Origin of the sequence: Stutzerimonas stutzeri (genome assembly GCF_024448895.1) — a bacterium.
GTDB classification, from domain to species: domain Bacteria; phylum Pseudomonadota; class Gammaproteobacteria; order Pseudomonadales; family Pseudomonadaceae; genus Stutzerimonas; species Stutzerimonas stutzeri_Q.
This window is the reverse complement of record NZ_JAMOIC010000048.1, coordinates 1-12,783: the sequence shown is the minus strand read 5'-3', so window position 1 is coordinate 12,783 and position 12,783 is coordinate 1. Positions and strand designations below refer to the sequence as shown.

The 12,783-nt window shown below is 56.9% G+C and carries 14 protein-coding genes and 2 pseudogenes; 6 read left to right on the top strand and 10 right to left on the bottom strand.

The annotated features are described in order from the left end of the window. The 3 genes and pseudogenes from tnpC to NA619_RS24600 form a co-directional block, all read right to left on the bottom strand. A partial coding sequence (gene tnpC / locus NA619_RS24610) for a Tn3 family transposase post-transcriptional regulator TnpC (RefSeq protein ID WP_255964393.1) occupies nucleotides 1-262 on the bottom strand: 262 nt, incomplete at its 3' end. Further along, nucleotides 259-795 (bottom strand): annotated as a pseudogene (locus tag NA619_RS24605) (Tn3 family transposase); the annotation flags it as partial. The pseudogene NA619_RS24605 and the gene tnpC, both read right to left, overlap by 4 nt. 100 nt (nucleotides 796-895) lie before the next feature. Beyond that, on the bottom strand, nucleotides 896-1,789 hold the full coding sequence (locus tag NA619_RS24600) for a cation transporter (protein WP_200637305.1): 894 nt from the start codon (nucleotides 1,787-1,789) through the stop codon (nucleotides 896-898). A gap of 101 nt (nucleotides 1,790-1,890) precedes the next feature. Here NA619_RS24600 and cadR point away from each other — a divergent pair, with 101 nt between their 5' ends. From cadR to NA619_RS24570, 6 genes are all read left to right on the top strand, one after another. Continuing rightward, nucleotides 1,891-2,298 (top strand): Cd(II)/Pb(II)-responsive transcriptional regulator, encoded by a 408-nt coding sequence (cadR, locus tag NA619_RS24595; protein WP_044727166.1) that lies wholly within the window; start codon nucleotides 1,891-1,893, stop codon nucleotides 2,296-2,298. 106 nt (nucleotides 2,299-2,404) lie between these two features. Then, entirely contained in the window at nucleotides 2,405-2,752 is a 348-nt protein-coding gene (locus NA619_RS24590) for a DUF3703 domain-containing protein (RefSeq protein ID WP_044727165.1), read from the top strand. Beyond that, nucleotides 2,749-3,258 carry a signal peptidase II gene (gene lspA, locus NA619_RS24585; protein WP_023083083.1) on the top strand — a complete coding sequence of 170 codons (510 nt, stop codon included), beginning with the start codon at nucleotides 2,749-2,751 and terminating at the stop codon, nucleotides 3,256-3,258. The genes NA619_RS24590 and lspA overlap by 4 nt, the downstream gene beginning before the upstream one ends. Further along, on the top strand, nucleotides 3,255-4,001 hold the full coding sequence (locus NA619_RS24580; protein ID WP_164863210.1) for a helix-turn-helix transcriptional regulator: 747 nt from the start codon (nucleotides 3,255-3,257) through the stop codon (nucleotides 3,999-4,001). Before lspA ends, NA619_RS24580 begins: the two co-directional genes overlap by 4 nt. A 68-nt stretch (nucleotides 4,002-4,069) precedes the next feature. Then, on the top strand, nucleotides 4,070-4,978 hold the full coding sequence (locus NA619_RS24575; RefSeq protein ID WP_255964392.1) for a sterol desaturase family protein: 909 nt from the start codon (nucleotides 4,070-4,072) through the stop codon (nucleotides 4,976-4,978). Nucleotides 4,979-5,013: 35 nt separating this feature from the next. Beyond that, nucleotides 5,014-6,261 carry a cytochrome P450 gene (locus NA619_RS24570; RefSeq protein ID WP_127839257.1) on the top strand — a complete coding sequence of 416 codons (1,248 nt, stop codon included), beginning with the start codon at nucleotides 5,014-5,016 and terminating at the stop codon, nucleotides 6,259-6,261. Nucleotides 6,262-6,418: 157 nt separating this feature from the next. Here the strand turns inward: NA619_RS24570 and NA619_RS24565 are convergent, their stop codons facing one another. From NA619_RS24565 to NA619_RS24535, 7 genes and pseudogenes are all read right to left on the bottom strand, one after another. Further along, nucleotides 6,419-7,003: a protein-disulfide reductase DsbD domain-containing protein gene (locus NA619_RS24565; protein WP_041013396.1), complete on the bottom strand. Its 585-nt coding sequence runs from the start codon at nucleotides 7,001-7,003 to the stop codon at nucleotides 6,419-6,421. Between the two features lie 17 nt (nucleotides 7,004-7,020). Continuing rightward, entirely contained in the window at nucleotides 7,021-8,211 is a 1,191-nt protein-coding gene (locus NA619_RS24560; RefSeq protein ID WP_017246246.1) for a protein-disulfide reductase DsbD family protein, read from the bottom strand. A gap of 567 nt (nucleotides 8,212-8,778) precedes the next feature. Continuing rightward, nucleotides 8,779-9,433, bottom strand: a pseudogene (locus NA619_RS24555) (IS5 family transposase); the annotation flags it as partial. 100 nt (nucleotides 9,434-9,533) lie between these two features. Continuing rightward, on the bottom strand, nucleotides 9,534-10,973 hold the full coding sequence (gene lnt / locus NA619_RS24550) for an apolipoprotein N-acyltransferase (protein WP_164863211.1): 1,440 nt from the start codon (nucleotides 10,971-10,973) through the stop codon (nucleotides 9,534-9,536). 327 nt (nucleotides 10,974-11,300) lie between these two features. Then, a complete protein-coding gene (locus NA619_RS24545; protein ID WP_069900666.1) occupies nucleotides 11,301-11,741 on the bottom strand; it encodes a methyltransferase family protein in 441 nt (146 codons plus the stop codon). Between the two features lie 4 nt (nucleotides 11,742-11,745). Then, complete coding sequence (locus NA619_RS24540; RefSeq protein ID WP_127839258.1) at nucleotides 11,746-12,426, bottom strand: DsbA family protein; 681 nt, start codon at nucleotides 12,424-12,426, stop codon at nucleotides 11,746-11,748. Beyond that, a partial coding sequence (locus tag NA619_RS24535; protein WP_255964391.1) for a disulfide bond formation protein B occupies nucleotides 12,423-12,783 on the bottom strand: 361 nt, incomplete at its 5' end. The genes NA619_RS24535 and NA619_RS24540, both read right to left, overlap by 4 nt.

Here is a 12,783-nt window from a genome sequence, read left to right as displayed (position 1 = left end):
CGGCTTCTGCCCAGATACAAGCACTCTCGGCAGGCACCGTAAGAGCGATGCTCTCAACCATCGTCAGAGCCATCGCATGCAATCTCAGCAGCTCGTCGCGAATGGCGGTGGTTCCACCCAGTTCCAACAAGCAGGCGTCCAATCGATCAACCAGCCGGAGCAGTTGAGAGGTGTCGAAGCCGTCGCGCAGGTTTTCCAACGCCACCGCATCGACTTCGCCGTACGGTGTAACGCGAAAGGATGCGGGAGGAACATTGATCATGTAGTTTTCTCGGTATCTAGCTGGCGAGGTGTGATCACCCGCAGCGAGCCGGCAGCTTGTTGGAACACCGAGTCCTTGATCCAGGGCTCCGGTGGCCGGTTGAGCTTGAGGCTGAACTCGCCGAAGCGCTTGACGTTGCTGGTTAGATAGGGACTGAGGAACGACACGTCCTCATCGGTGAACTGCCAGCCCTCGCGGGCCAGCTTCTGCAGGATGCGCATCATGTCCACAGTGTTCTGCAGGATCACGGACGAGGCCACCATGTCGTTGTAGCGCAGCCGCTTCTGCTGCTCATCCGGATCGTTTTCGGCAATCACATCACCGCCGAAGGACAACCACTTGGAGAATCCGTTGTAGGACTCGATCTTGTTGGTGTTCGCGGTGACTTCCTGGCGCAACTCGCGGCTGCCGATCCAGTTGAGCAGGAAGATCGTGCGGATCACGCTGCCCAGTGCCTGGGCCGCATGGTAGAGCTTGTTGCGCCGACTATAGGAGCCGAGTTTTCGCAGCAGCATAGGCGAGGAGATTTTGCCGTCCAATCCAGCCATCAGCTGTTCTATCTCAGCCGTCTCAACGTCACTCACAAGCTACGCGTCTCTGTTTGGAAAATGGGGGTGCTGTCGATCCGGTTGGTCAGGCTTTCAATGCCAGGATTCGGCGCGCACCGTTGAGTACGATGAGGCCAACTACCGTACCAATCACCAAATCTGGATAGGAAGAGCCTGTCCACGCAACCAGAGCTCCTGCGGCGATAACGCCAATATTCGCGAGCACATCGTTGGCCGAAAAAATCCAACTCGCTTTCATGTGTGCACCGCCTTCGCGATGGCCATATATCATCAAGAGACAGCTGACGTTTGCGACGAGGGCAACTAAGCCAATTCCCATCATCAGCATCGACGCAGGTTCGCTGCCATAGATGAACCGTCTAGCCACCTCTACAAGTACCCCAAGGGCCAACACGATCTGGAAAAAACCCGCCAGGTGCGCAGCGCGAACCTGCAGCTGCGCAGCCCGACCGACCGCAAAGAGAGCCAGACCATAGACGGCAGCATCAGCAAACATGTCCAGCGAGTCGGCGATCAGACCCGTCGACTGAGCAATCAAGCCTACGCCCAACTCGATGACAAACATCGTGGCATTGATACCGAGCAGGATTTTGAGCGTGCCAGCCTCCTTGGAAGCAGTCAGCTCTTCACTGGCGCTATTGGCCGAAGCTGCTTCCTGGCTGGCCGGTTGAGTGCCGAGCAATGTTGCCCCCAAACCAAGTGATTCCAGCTTGGTCGCGATCTGGTCAACCGGACCGTCATGGAAAGCGCGTACCTGTCTGCTGCTCAGATCAAAGGACAGCGAATTGAGTTCAGAAAAGCCATTGAGCGCGAGCCGAATCATTCGCTCTTCTGACGGGCAATCCATTTTGGGCACAGAAAAACTGCTGACCCAAGTCCCTTCATTCGAAGGCGCGGCTGCCGCTTCAGTGCTTACCGGCTCAGGGCCACAGCCACAGGATTTATCACAAGAAGTCATGACTCGCCTCTCCTATAGGACTTGATTCTACCGATTAAAAACCATGTAGTGGCTATAGGGTCAAGCCTGGATATACTGGCTTTTTTACCAAGGGACAGACCATGCGCATCGGTCAACTTGCACAGCAGACAGGAGTGGACACTCAGACGATTCGTTTTTATGAACGTCAGGGACTGCTTCCACCGCCCGAACGCGAGGACAATGGCTATCGAACCTATAAAGCAGGCCATGCGGACAAACTGCTGTTCATTCGCCGATGCCGCTCTTTTGGCATGTCACTGGAAGAAATTGGTGTTTTGCAGAGCTATCAGGAACAGCCGCAGCAACCCTGCGTTGCGGTCAATGAGCTCCTTGATAGACATATCGCACAGGTAAGGGCTCAGATCGCATCCTTACATGCTCTCGAAAACCAGCTGGTGACGTTGCGAGGTTGCTGCGATAACGAACGACAAAGTCTGGACTGCGGGATACTTTCGGGCCTGCTGGGGGGCGACAAACCTCTTTCGTAATCCGGCATAAAGTCATTTTTGCGTCGTCTTGAATCGCCCATAGCGCTTGACCCTATAGCAGCTATAGGGTGTTCACTCGAGCATCTACTGCGTAAGTGAGATCCAGATGAATACCGCTCTCAGCATTGCCATTGATGAGGCCTTCTTCCAGGCTAGGAAAGCACTTAATGAAGAGGCGCCAACCGAGGCTTTCTCCTGGCTGGAGCGAGCCCACATATTGAGCCAGCGAATGCCTATTCTTCATGCTCAGAGCCATTGGCTGATGCTGAGGGCCGGCTGGCAGTTGCGCGACTTACGAAAGGTGCTCAGCCAAGTACCGCGAATCATGGCGGCCCTGCTGTTCTCGAAGATCTGGGTGCCGCTCGGAAACAGCGGGCGCGCCAGGGTCAGTGCTTTTGCGCCGATGCCTATTTCACCGGAGCTGCAGCGACTTCTCCAAGGAGAAATGCAATGAGGTCGTCTCCTAGATCACCTCTTGTTGCTCCTGGGTTCTGGTGGATGCTATCGCTAGCCATTGCCTCGGCCGACCTAGCGTTGAAAAGCGCAATTACGGGTTCGCTCCCGGTCGGCACCGTGATTCCTCTCACCCCGTTCTTCAACCTGGTTCACTTCTGGAATACCGGTGCAGCGTTCAGCTTCCTGGCTGACGCGGGTGGTTGGCAGCGTTACTTCTTCATTGTCATAGCTTTGGTCGTTTCGATCGTGCTGGCTCTGATATTGCGTAAACGCAGAGCCAAAAGCGAAGCCCTAGGCTATAGCCTTATCTTGGGCGGGGCAGTTGGGAATCTGATTGATCGCGCATTTCGAGGCCATGTAATCGACTACCTGGATTTTTACTGGCTGTCCTGGCATTGGCCTGCGTTTAACCTGGCGGATATTGCTATCGTCGGTGGCGCCGCCATGTTGATCCTGAGCAGTTTGCTAAGCCCAAATGCGGAAGCCGGCCGAGTCAACGAATGAAAGGCTCGCTCTCAACGGATACCGTACGCTGGGCAGGCCAGGCCTGGATAGGGCCCGGCATCGGCATCTTTCATGGCCGTGCCGGCCACCAGGAGTGGCACCACCATCAGGCGCATCAGATTTCAGTGGGCCTCGATTCACCTGTATCGGTTGAAACCCCGTTGGGCATTCAAACAGGGGCTGCCATCTTCATCGCCGCGGGCCTGAAACACCGGATCAGTGCTGGTCGAGTGCTGTCGATCTATCTGGATGCACTATCCGATGAAGCCCCAACTATGCGGGGTACCGAAGAAGCAAGGGTAGTCGTGATCGCCCCGGCGGACGTAGTAGCGATTATCGATATGCTGCGCGAGACAGGACATACCGCTCTCCAGGTTAGGACGGGGGTGCGCCAGGCACTGCGGCTACCCGATCCACCGATTCCAGATCCTCGCTTGACAAAGGTGATTGAAGCGCTGCATAGAGGCCAAATGAGGCGCGAAGAAATGGCCGCGTTGGTGCATTTATCCCTTACACGGTTTTCCCATTGGTTCGTGGAACAGACAGGCTTGCCGCTGCGCAGCTATGCGAAATGGTTACGTCTCACACAAGCCCTACAGCACCTAGCCAAAGGGGGTCTACTCACTGAAGCGGCCCATGAGGCGGGCTTTTCTGACTCGGCACATTTCTCCCGGACATTCCGGGCACTGCTGGGCATCGATCCTTCCTCCGCCCTGGCTGAAGTCGATCTTCAGGGGTCGTAGCTCTTTCGTTCAAGCCGAAAGCGGACCTTCCCACATACAGTCATGGCTCCCTACTCAGGAGCTGAGCGATGTCTATTCCCTTGCGATTCGCCATACGGTGGCTGAGCTATCCACTTGTGTTTGGCGGCTGTGCCTCCTTCATGATTTGGGCGCTGTATGCAGGTATACCGTATTGGCCCACCACACCCATAGTCGCCGCGGCGGGGCTGCTACTCATTGCTGGCTTGGAGCGCATCCAGCCTTTTCGGCGAGCCTGGCTGGAAGATCATCAGGACACCCTGACGGATCTGCTGCACATGCTGGTGAACCTGTCTGTCATTCAATTTACTGCAGAATTTCTGGCTAAGTTAGGCGATGCGGTACCGGCTTCGGTTCGGCTCTTTCCGATCGAGAGCCCATTGTGGCTGCAATTGCTACTAGTCGCCGCCGTGCTCGACTTGAGCCTGTATGTGATGCACCGCATCAGCCACCGGGTGCATTGGCTGTGGCGCTTTCACATGATCCATCACAGCGCTGAGCGGCTCTACTGGATGAACGGAGAACGTCGACATCCTCTGCATGCGGCGTTGATGGCCGGGCCGGGGCTGGTGGTTTTGCTCATATCTGGAGCTCCGTCTGCCGTAGTCGCAACGTGGTTTGGGATCCTAACCGTCCATCTGGCCTTTCAGCATTCGAACCTGGACTACAGCGTGGGTTGGCTGCGGCATGTGCTAGGGGTTGCTGAGGTCCATCGTTGGCACCATAAGCGCGACTTCGAAGACGCCCAGGTCAAATTCGGTGAGTTTTCAACCGTGTGGGATCGGCTATTCGGAACCTTCTATGACAGTGCCGGGAAGCTGGGCAAAGCTGAGGTTGGGCTGCATGAAAAGGACTACCCCAGAAATTATTTCGGGCAATTTATTGATCCTCTTCGTCCAACATCTGCTTACCCGGCCGGTCACAATTCTTTAGAACAGGATGAAAGCCGCAATACGTAGCTAGAACGGGTGGAGTCTCAACGGGAGTACAAGCGATGCCAAACATACCGCGTGACACCGGATTGGACAGTACTTGGGCCTTCTTGCGAGATCCCTACCGATTTATCTTTGCGCGCAGTCAGTTTCATCAATCGCCGGTGTTTCAAACTCGCTTGATGTTACAGAAAACTCTGTGCCTAACAGGTGCCGAAGCTGCTCGCTTGATTTGCGACCCTGACCGATTCGTTCGCCAGAACGCTGCGCCCAAGCGACTGCAAAAAACCTTATTCGGACAAGACGGTGTCCAAGGTTTGGACGGTGATGCGCATCGTCACCGAAAGGCCCTCTTCATGGGAGTGCTCACACCCGCGAACGTGCAGGAACTAGCAGAGTTGAGCGAGGTTCGTTGGAGGGAGTATGCGCGAACTTGGCGTCCCGGTGAGTCAATCGTCCTCTACGAGATTGCTCGCGAAATTCTATGCCGCACCGTATGCGACTGGGCCGGTGCTCCAATCGCTGAAAGAGATGTTCAACAATGGACTCAAGATCTTGCAGCTCTCTATGAGCACGCCGGCGCGATCGGTCTGCAGCACTGGCAGGCACGGAAGGCACGTCGCCGATTGGAGCAATGGGCGGCAGAACTTGTCGAGTCCACTCGCGCCGCTCCCCCTACACCCGAGCAATCGCCTCTCGAACGCATCGCCCATTACAAGGACCAGCACGGACAGCCGTTGGATCTACATACCGCATCAGTGGAACTACTAAATCTGCTGCGGCCGACGGTAGCCGTCTCTGTATTCATAACCTTTGCAGCGCTAGCGCTGCACAAGCACCCGTTCTGTCTGAGAAACCTGCAGTCGGGAGATGAAAGAGATATAGGTTGCTTTGTGCAGGAAGTGCGGCGTTTCTACCCCTTCTTCCCAGCGATCAGCGCTCGCGTGAAAGAAGATTTTCTATGGGAAGGATTTGCCTTTGGCAGGGGCACCTTAGTCCTGCTGGACTTATACGGAACCAATCACGATTCCCAGCTCTGGGAGGAGGCAGATCGTTTCAAGCCTGAGCGCTTTCGATCCAACTCTCCGTCGCCATACTGCTTCATCCCACAAGGACCAGGCGACCCGCATGTTAACCATCGCTGTCCAGGTGAAGGCGTCGCCGTCGCATTGATGAGCGTTGCTGTTCGCTTCCTGGCTCGCTCGCTCCAATATGAGGTTCCCGAACAGGATCTATCAATCACCTGGGACCGATTGCCGGCACTGCCCCGAAGCCACTTCGTCATGCGGAATGCGCGAATCACAATGTAAGTTTGGTGTTTAACGAAGCGAGTCTCGCCCATCTCAAGATATGAACGGTGGGGCATGGCGTTGAGCTGCCCAGCGCAACCACGGCAATCGGGGAATACTCAGAATAAGCTGTTCACAGTCATTCCCCAATTGAGTCATTTCCGAGGGCCGTTCTGACTTATTGTCGCTTGGTATCGTCCAGATTCAGCGCAACGGGCAGGTCAGTCGGTGCCAGACAAATGCCCTCGTCACTGCAGGCCTGCACCCGTACAATCATTTCGAGCCTGCCTGCCTTTTCCAGCACGGCGGTCTGTTTTTCGTCGGGCCGCAGCCGAATACTTGCACCGTCGTCATACACCTCTAGGGCGGTGTCACTCAGCACAATGTCACTGACCCGGCCGCGCGGGTACTGCGTCGGGATTATAAGCGCCTGGCCGTTGACTGAAGAGCTGACGACGGTGGGAATCAGGAATTCCATGGAGGCCGGATTTGCATTCACATGCCAGCCCGGTTGAATGTTCAGTGTTAAAACGAAATCACCCGTCTTTCCCGCCATTGCTGCGGCGCCTCCCGCAACAGTGAGGCGGACCTTATCAGCGGAATTTGCCAACCCTGCTCGGGTCGGCACCGGGACTTCAAGACCGGCACGTTCAGTCTGGGCAGCGTCGAGGTTGTTTCCGTTGGTGTCGATCAACATGAACGCAGCGATCGCGATCGCAAAAACCACTACTCCAGCTAGCAATCCTTTTTGTCGAATCACCATGATTGGGTCTCCAGTATCTAAGGTTGTGGGTTTCCGGTGCGATTGATAGCTTCGACCAAGCTGTCGGTGTCAAAAAGCCCCGTGAAACGGGCGATAACGGTGTCGTCACGGTCAACAACCACTGCGAAGGGTAAGGCCTGCCCGCCGGTCGCAGTTAATAGCGCATCTTTTTCTGGGTTGCTCGCTGTCACGTCAACTTGTATGGGCACCATCTTGGTGCGCCGCACGGCTTCGGCCACAGCGGCCTCCTGGTAGACCGTGCGCTCAAGTATCTTGCAGTTGATGCACCAGTCGGCGGTGAACTCCAGCAAATAGGGTGTGCCCTGGGCTTTTGTCTCCGTCAGTAGTTTTGCGGAGTAGGGTTGCCAGACGAGTTCGTCTTCGCTGTTGCCCAGCGGGGATGCGAATTCCACAGTCATCGCAAGGGCAAGGCCTGCCGCCGTTGTGGTGATCACACGCACGGTACCATTACCCTGGACGAAACGGCGGGCACCCCAGGCCAGCACCAGGGCCAGCCAAGACCACCATAGCCAGGTATAAACCGCTTTGGGCACCAGGCTCGCGCTGAAAAAGACGGCTGCGGCCAGCAAGACCAACGCGAGCACTTCTCTAATGACCAGGGTCCAGGGCCCCGCCTTGGGCAACCGGCTCAGCCAATCGGGTTTGAGCATCAATGCTGCGTAGGGCAGCGACAACCCCAGCCCGATACTGCCGAATATCCCCATACTTACCGGCGTCGGCTGGGTAACGGCAAAGGCTAGGACTCCACCAAGGAAAGGACCGGCGCAGGGTGCGGCCAAAACCGCACTCAATAACCCAGATACGAATGCTTCAAAGTAGCGCCGGCCATGGACCGAGGCGGCGAACGCCGGGATCGGGATGGGCAAATCCAGCCAGGTGACCACCGCAAACCCGACCATCAAGGCAACAAGGACACCAACGAACACCGCAGACTGAAACAAAGTGCCCCAGCTCCACTGCAGAAGTGCGGTCAGTCCGCCCAACGTCAGGAAAAACGCGAGCGTTCCTGCGGTGAACGCCAATGCCGCCAGCACGCGGTGCGATCGTTGGCTGCCCGCCTCTCGTAAGATGGTCCGGACCTTAATGGGAATTGCAGGCAAAACGCAGGGCGTCAGGTTGAGCAGCAAACCTGCCACTATCGCCATTAAGAGCTGGCCGGCGATGAGTAAAGAGGGAATTTGATCCATCACTCAGCTATTCCCAGCCCCTTCCCACCCTTCCTGGCCGGAACGTCCGGTCTGACCCCGCCATTGGCTGCTTGCATACTTAAATAGCAGATTTTTTGAGTGCTCATATCTCTTCTCCATATAGACCCCGTCCTTTGAGTTATTGGCAAACGTCAGCTATCGGTAACGATTATCGCATCGGCTTCAGGCATCGCGAAGAGCTGAGATGACATTAAAGAATTTTACACAGGCGAGGCAGATGCTTGGTTAGTGCCACTCTGGGTATGCTAAAAACCTAGCGGCTTACCATTTTCATACGACTAGCCAACAACTAAATATAAGTCTGTTCACGCTGAGGCCCACAATCGCTCAATGAGCAGCTGCACGCACCGAGCCTACTGGTCCTCTCAAGAATAAGTAATGGCCTATAAACAATCCCCTAGGGATGGTCTGAAGTAGCCATGTATTTCTGGCTGACTTCAGCTTCCGCCGATTTTGAAAGCGGAAAATCGACCAAAAATGATCAGATCACCGCTCATTTCTGTGTTTTTAGCCGCCGCGAGCACCTCGCGGCGGCCATTCCCCGCATTACAGGCGCACCTCTCCCGCGTTGGTCAGTAACCGTCGGCGCGCCTTCCACAGATTCGACAGCGCGAACAGCGTGACCAACTGAGCGGTGTTCTTCACCAGCCCGCGGAAGCGCACCTTGGTATAGCCAAACTGCCGCTTGATCACGCGGAACGGGTGCTCGACCTTGGCGCGTACTTGGGGCTTTGGCCTTCTCGATCTTGCGCTTGGCTTTGTATAGCGCGCTGCGCTTATCGAGCTTCTTGTAGGTGATGCGGCGTGCCGCAACCTGCCAGATCACCTGACGCCCCTCATGCTCGGGACGCTTCTCAACGCCGGTGTAACCAGCGTCGGCGCAAACCACATTCTCGTCGCCGTGCAGCAGCTTATCGACCTGGGTGACATCCGCCACGTTGGCCGCCGTGCCCACCACGCTGTGCACCAAGCCCGATTCGTCATCCACGCCGATGTGCGCCTTCATGCCGAAGTAGTATTGCTGGCCTTTCTTGGTCTGGTGCATCTCCGGGTCGCGCTTGCCGTCCTTGTTCTTGGTTGAACTCGGCGCGTTGATCAGTGTGGCATCGACGATAGTGCCTTGGCGCAGCGACAGGCCGTGGTCACCCAGGTGGCCGTTGATCACAGCCAGGATGCCGGCAGCCAGCTCATGTTTCTCCAGCCCGGCTTTGGAGCTTTTTCCTGCGAGCCAATGCCATATGTAGACAAATCCCTTCCTTCTCACCCGATACAGAGTCTGCTCGCTGTGAGAATGGCAAGCGTTATGTATCCAACCGATGATACTGCCGAATTCGACGAAGCAGGAGCAAACCGAGTCCGAGTGCGATCACGCCAAGGATAGGCCAATCCCGCCAGCGCACATAAGGGGTCGCGCCAGTTCGGGGGGTCACTTCGGCGCTGAGGGTGGCTACGCGGAATTGAGGAGCGCGTGTAAGGACCTTTCCCTCATAGCTGACAGTTGCTGTGATGCCCGTGTTCGTGGCTCGCAGTAGGTCACGTCCGGTTTCGATGGCACGCATGCGGACCATCTGGAAGTGCTGGAGAGGGCCGATTGAGCTGCCGAACCAAGCATCGTTGCTGACATTCACCAGTAACTGCGCTTCGGGCAGAAGTTCCGTGACTTCAGCACCAAAGACCGCCTCGTAGCAGATGAGTGCTCCGACGGGCACACCCGCTGCGTTAAGGACGTGCGCTTCCCGTCCTGGTGTGAAATCGGACATAGGCGCCCCGAGCACGTCGAGGGCCGAACCCAAGAAGTTCCGGAGCGGAACATATTCACCGAATGGCACCAGGTGGCGTTTGTAGTAGTACCCTGCGGGATCTGAGAGGCTTATCACCGCGTTGTAGGTGCGACCGTCCGTCTCGCGTATAGGGACGCCAATCATTAACGAGGTGCCGGCCTGATCGGCTAACACCTCGAGCTCAGCAAGATATTCTCTAGCCTGGTCATGCCACATCGGGATTGCCGCTTCTGGCCAAATCACGATGTCGGCCCCGAGATGCTGCTTCGTAAGCGTCTGATAGCGGTCAAGCGTGATTTCCCGGGAATCCGGGTCCCATTTTTTGTCTTGCGTGATGTTTCCCTGCAAGAGGGCAATATTGATAGGGCCAGCGGCTGGCTGCGTCCACTCACGATCCAGAATCTGCAAGCTGGCGAGAGTAGCGATTAACACGGCACCGGCTACCGTCGCACGGTGCAGGCTTAAGCCCAAGATAACCCACGCAAGCCCGCCAGCGAGCAAGGCCACCAGAAAACTCACGCCAAGCACACCAAAGACAGGAGCGATAGTGGCAAGTGTGGTGTCGGTCTGGCTGTAGCCGATAAAAAGCCAAGGAAAGCCGGTTAAGAACCAGGTGCGCATCCATTCACTCAACACCCATGCCGCTGGTAGCCCTAGCCAGAGCGCCGTCGCATCGATCTCAGGGTGCAGGCGGCGTACGAGATACGCGACGCCCCATGGGAAGAGAGCTAGCAGCGAGACAAAGGCCGTTGTGGCTAACACTGCCACCACGGGGCCATTGCCGTACTGGCTGATGCTGATGTAGACCCAGGAGACACCTACGCCGAAGTAACCAAGGCCAAATATGTAGGCCGACCATAGCGCCTGACGCCTTGAAGATTGCGCGACCAGGACAAACAATGCGGCAAGAGCCATCACCGCAATCCATGCCCAGCCCACAGGGGCAAAGGCAAGCGGCATGGCGCCTCCGGCTAGTAAAGCCATCACCCTTGTCAGAAACGTCTTGTAGCGCATTCCCGAGGTTAAGTCGGACGGTAGAGCGCACTTATCACCCAATGCTCTCGCCTCCTAAGCCAAGATCAACCCTGTAGCTCATGCTTTCTTGCTCCGCTCAACTCACACCCATCAACCCATTCGACGGGCTGACCAGAGTAGCAAAGTGAACTTTCTGAACTCGACAAGGTGCGCCGTAAGCTGGGAGCTGCTCCGTATTCAGCCAGCAAGACAGCGGACAACCGCCACGTCTCGCTCGTCAAACATCAACCGCCTGTCGCTTCGAGCGACTGGCTAATCGATTCGCGCGTTGCGGGCGCCAGGCGCAGCTTCCAGCGCCCACTCTTCAGCTGCGATCTGGAAACGGTTCATGTACAGCACGAAAGCAACCACGCCCAGCAGGGTTAGAGGCGAGGCCAAGGCCAGCGCCCAAGCCGCCAGAGTAATGGCGAAGCCTAAGTACATGGGGTTGCGGCTGTAATGGTAGATGCCAGCCTCCACCAATGCCGAAGCCTGCTGCGGCTGCAATGGATTGACAGTAGTACGTGCGCGGCGAAACGACAGTACGCCGGCGAAACACACGCCGAGCCCCAGGAACAGTACCGGCAAAGCGACGGTCAGACGCGCGGTCCATGTCAGTTCGATGCTCGGCAATCTGGGTCCCGACAACCCCATCAGCAGAGCGATCAGGCCCGCTACGAGCAGCGGTGGCACGCGGTTCTCCAGCGCGCTCATAGTGTCATTCCCGTGCCTTGGCCACTTCGCTGCTCACTAATCGGCGCAGCGGCTCCGGGCCGAACTCGCTGAGCGCACGACCATTTACAAAAAAGGTCGGGGTGCCACGAATCCCAACGGCCTTGACGTCCTGCATGTCCGTTTCAAGCACGGCGTTGACGCTAGGCGTATGCATGTCCTGGCGGGCCTGCTCCAAGTTCAAACCGACGCGCTCGGCAGCAGCCCATGCCTGCGTTACCTTGGGGTCGTCGTGCCAACCGGGCTGGGTCTCCAGCACAGCCTCCAGCACTTGTTCATGGAGATTTTGCTTGCGCGCCGCCTCAAGCATCCGCGCCACTTCTTCCGAACCTTGATGAAACAGTACATAGCGCAGCACCAGACGTACATCTTCCGGGTTCTCGGCGAGGATCTGCTTCACATAGGGATGGAAGGCGCGGCATGCCTCGCATGAAGGATCGAAGAACTCGACAATGGTTACTGGCGCTTGCGTTGGGCCGAACACCGGCGAGTGGAAGCGAACCAGTTGGCCACCGTTCTGTTTGGGTTGTGTCGCGGTCTCTTGGGCTGTCGAACCGGGAGCTTGGGCCTGTTGAGGTGACTGCGAGGGGGAATAGAAGAATGCGGCGGCGGCAAAAACGGCCAGGATCACGGCACTGGTGATCAGGACCACGGAACGGCGATTCATGAAGTTGTTCTCCGACGGATGAGAATGAGCAGGATGGCGATCAGGATAAAGGCGAACAAGGCGAGTGCCGGCAGGGGCACCACGCCGAAGAGTGTCATTCCGGCGCCCGAGCAGGATGGACCGGTGGCCGTGCAGGGCTGGATCGGCTGTGGAATCAGCCCTGCATAGAGCAGCGTGTGAACAAATGCCAGCGCCGCACCGATAGCGGTCAGCGGTAGGGCGTAACGCCAGACTGTGAAATCCGAGCGGTAGCAGGCGATGGCCAGGATCACCGCCAGCGGAAACATAAAGGCGCGCTGGAACCAGCACAAAACACAGGGTGCCTGGCCCATCACCTCGCCAATGAACAGCGCGGAT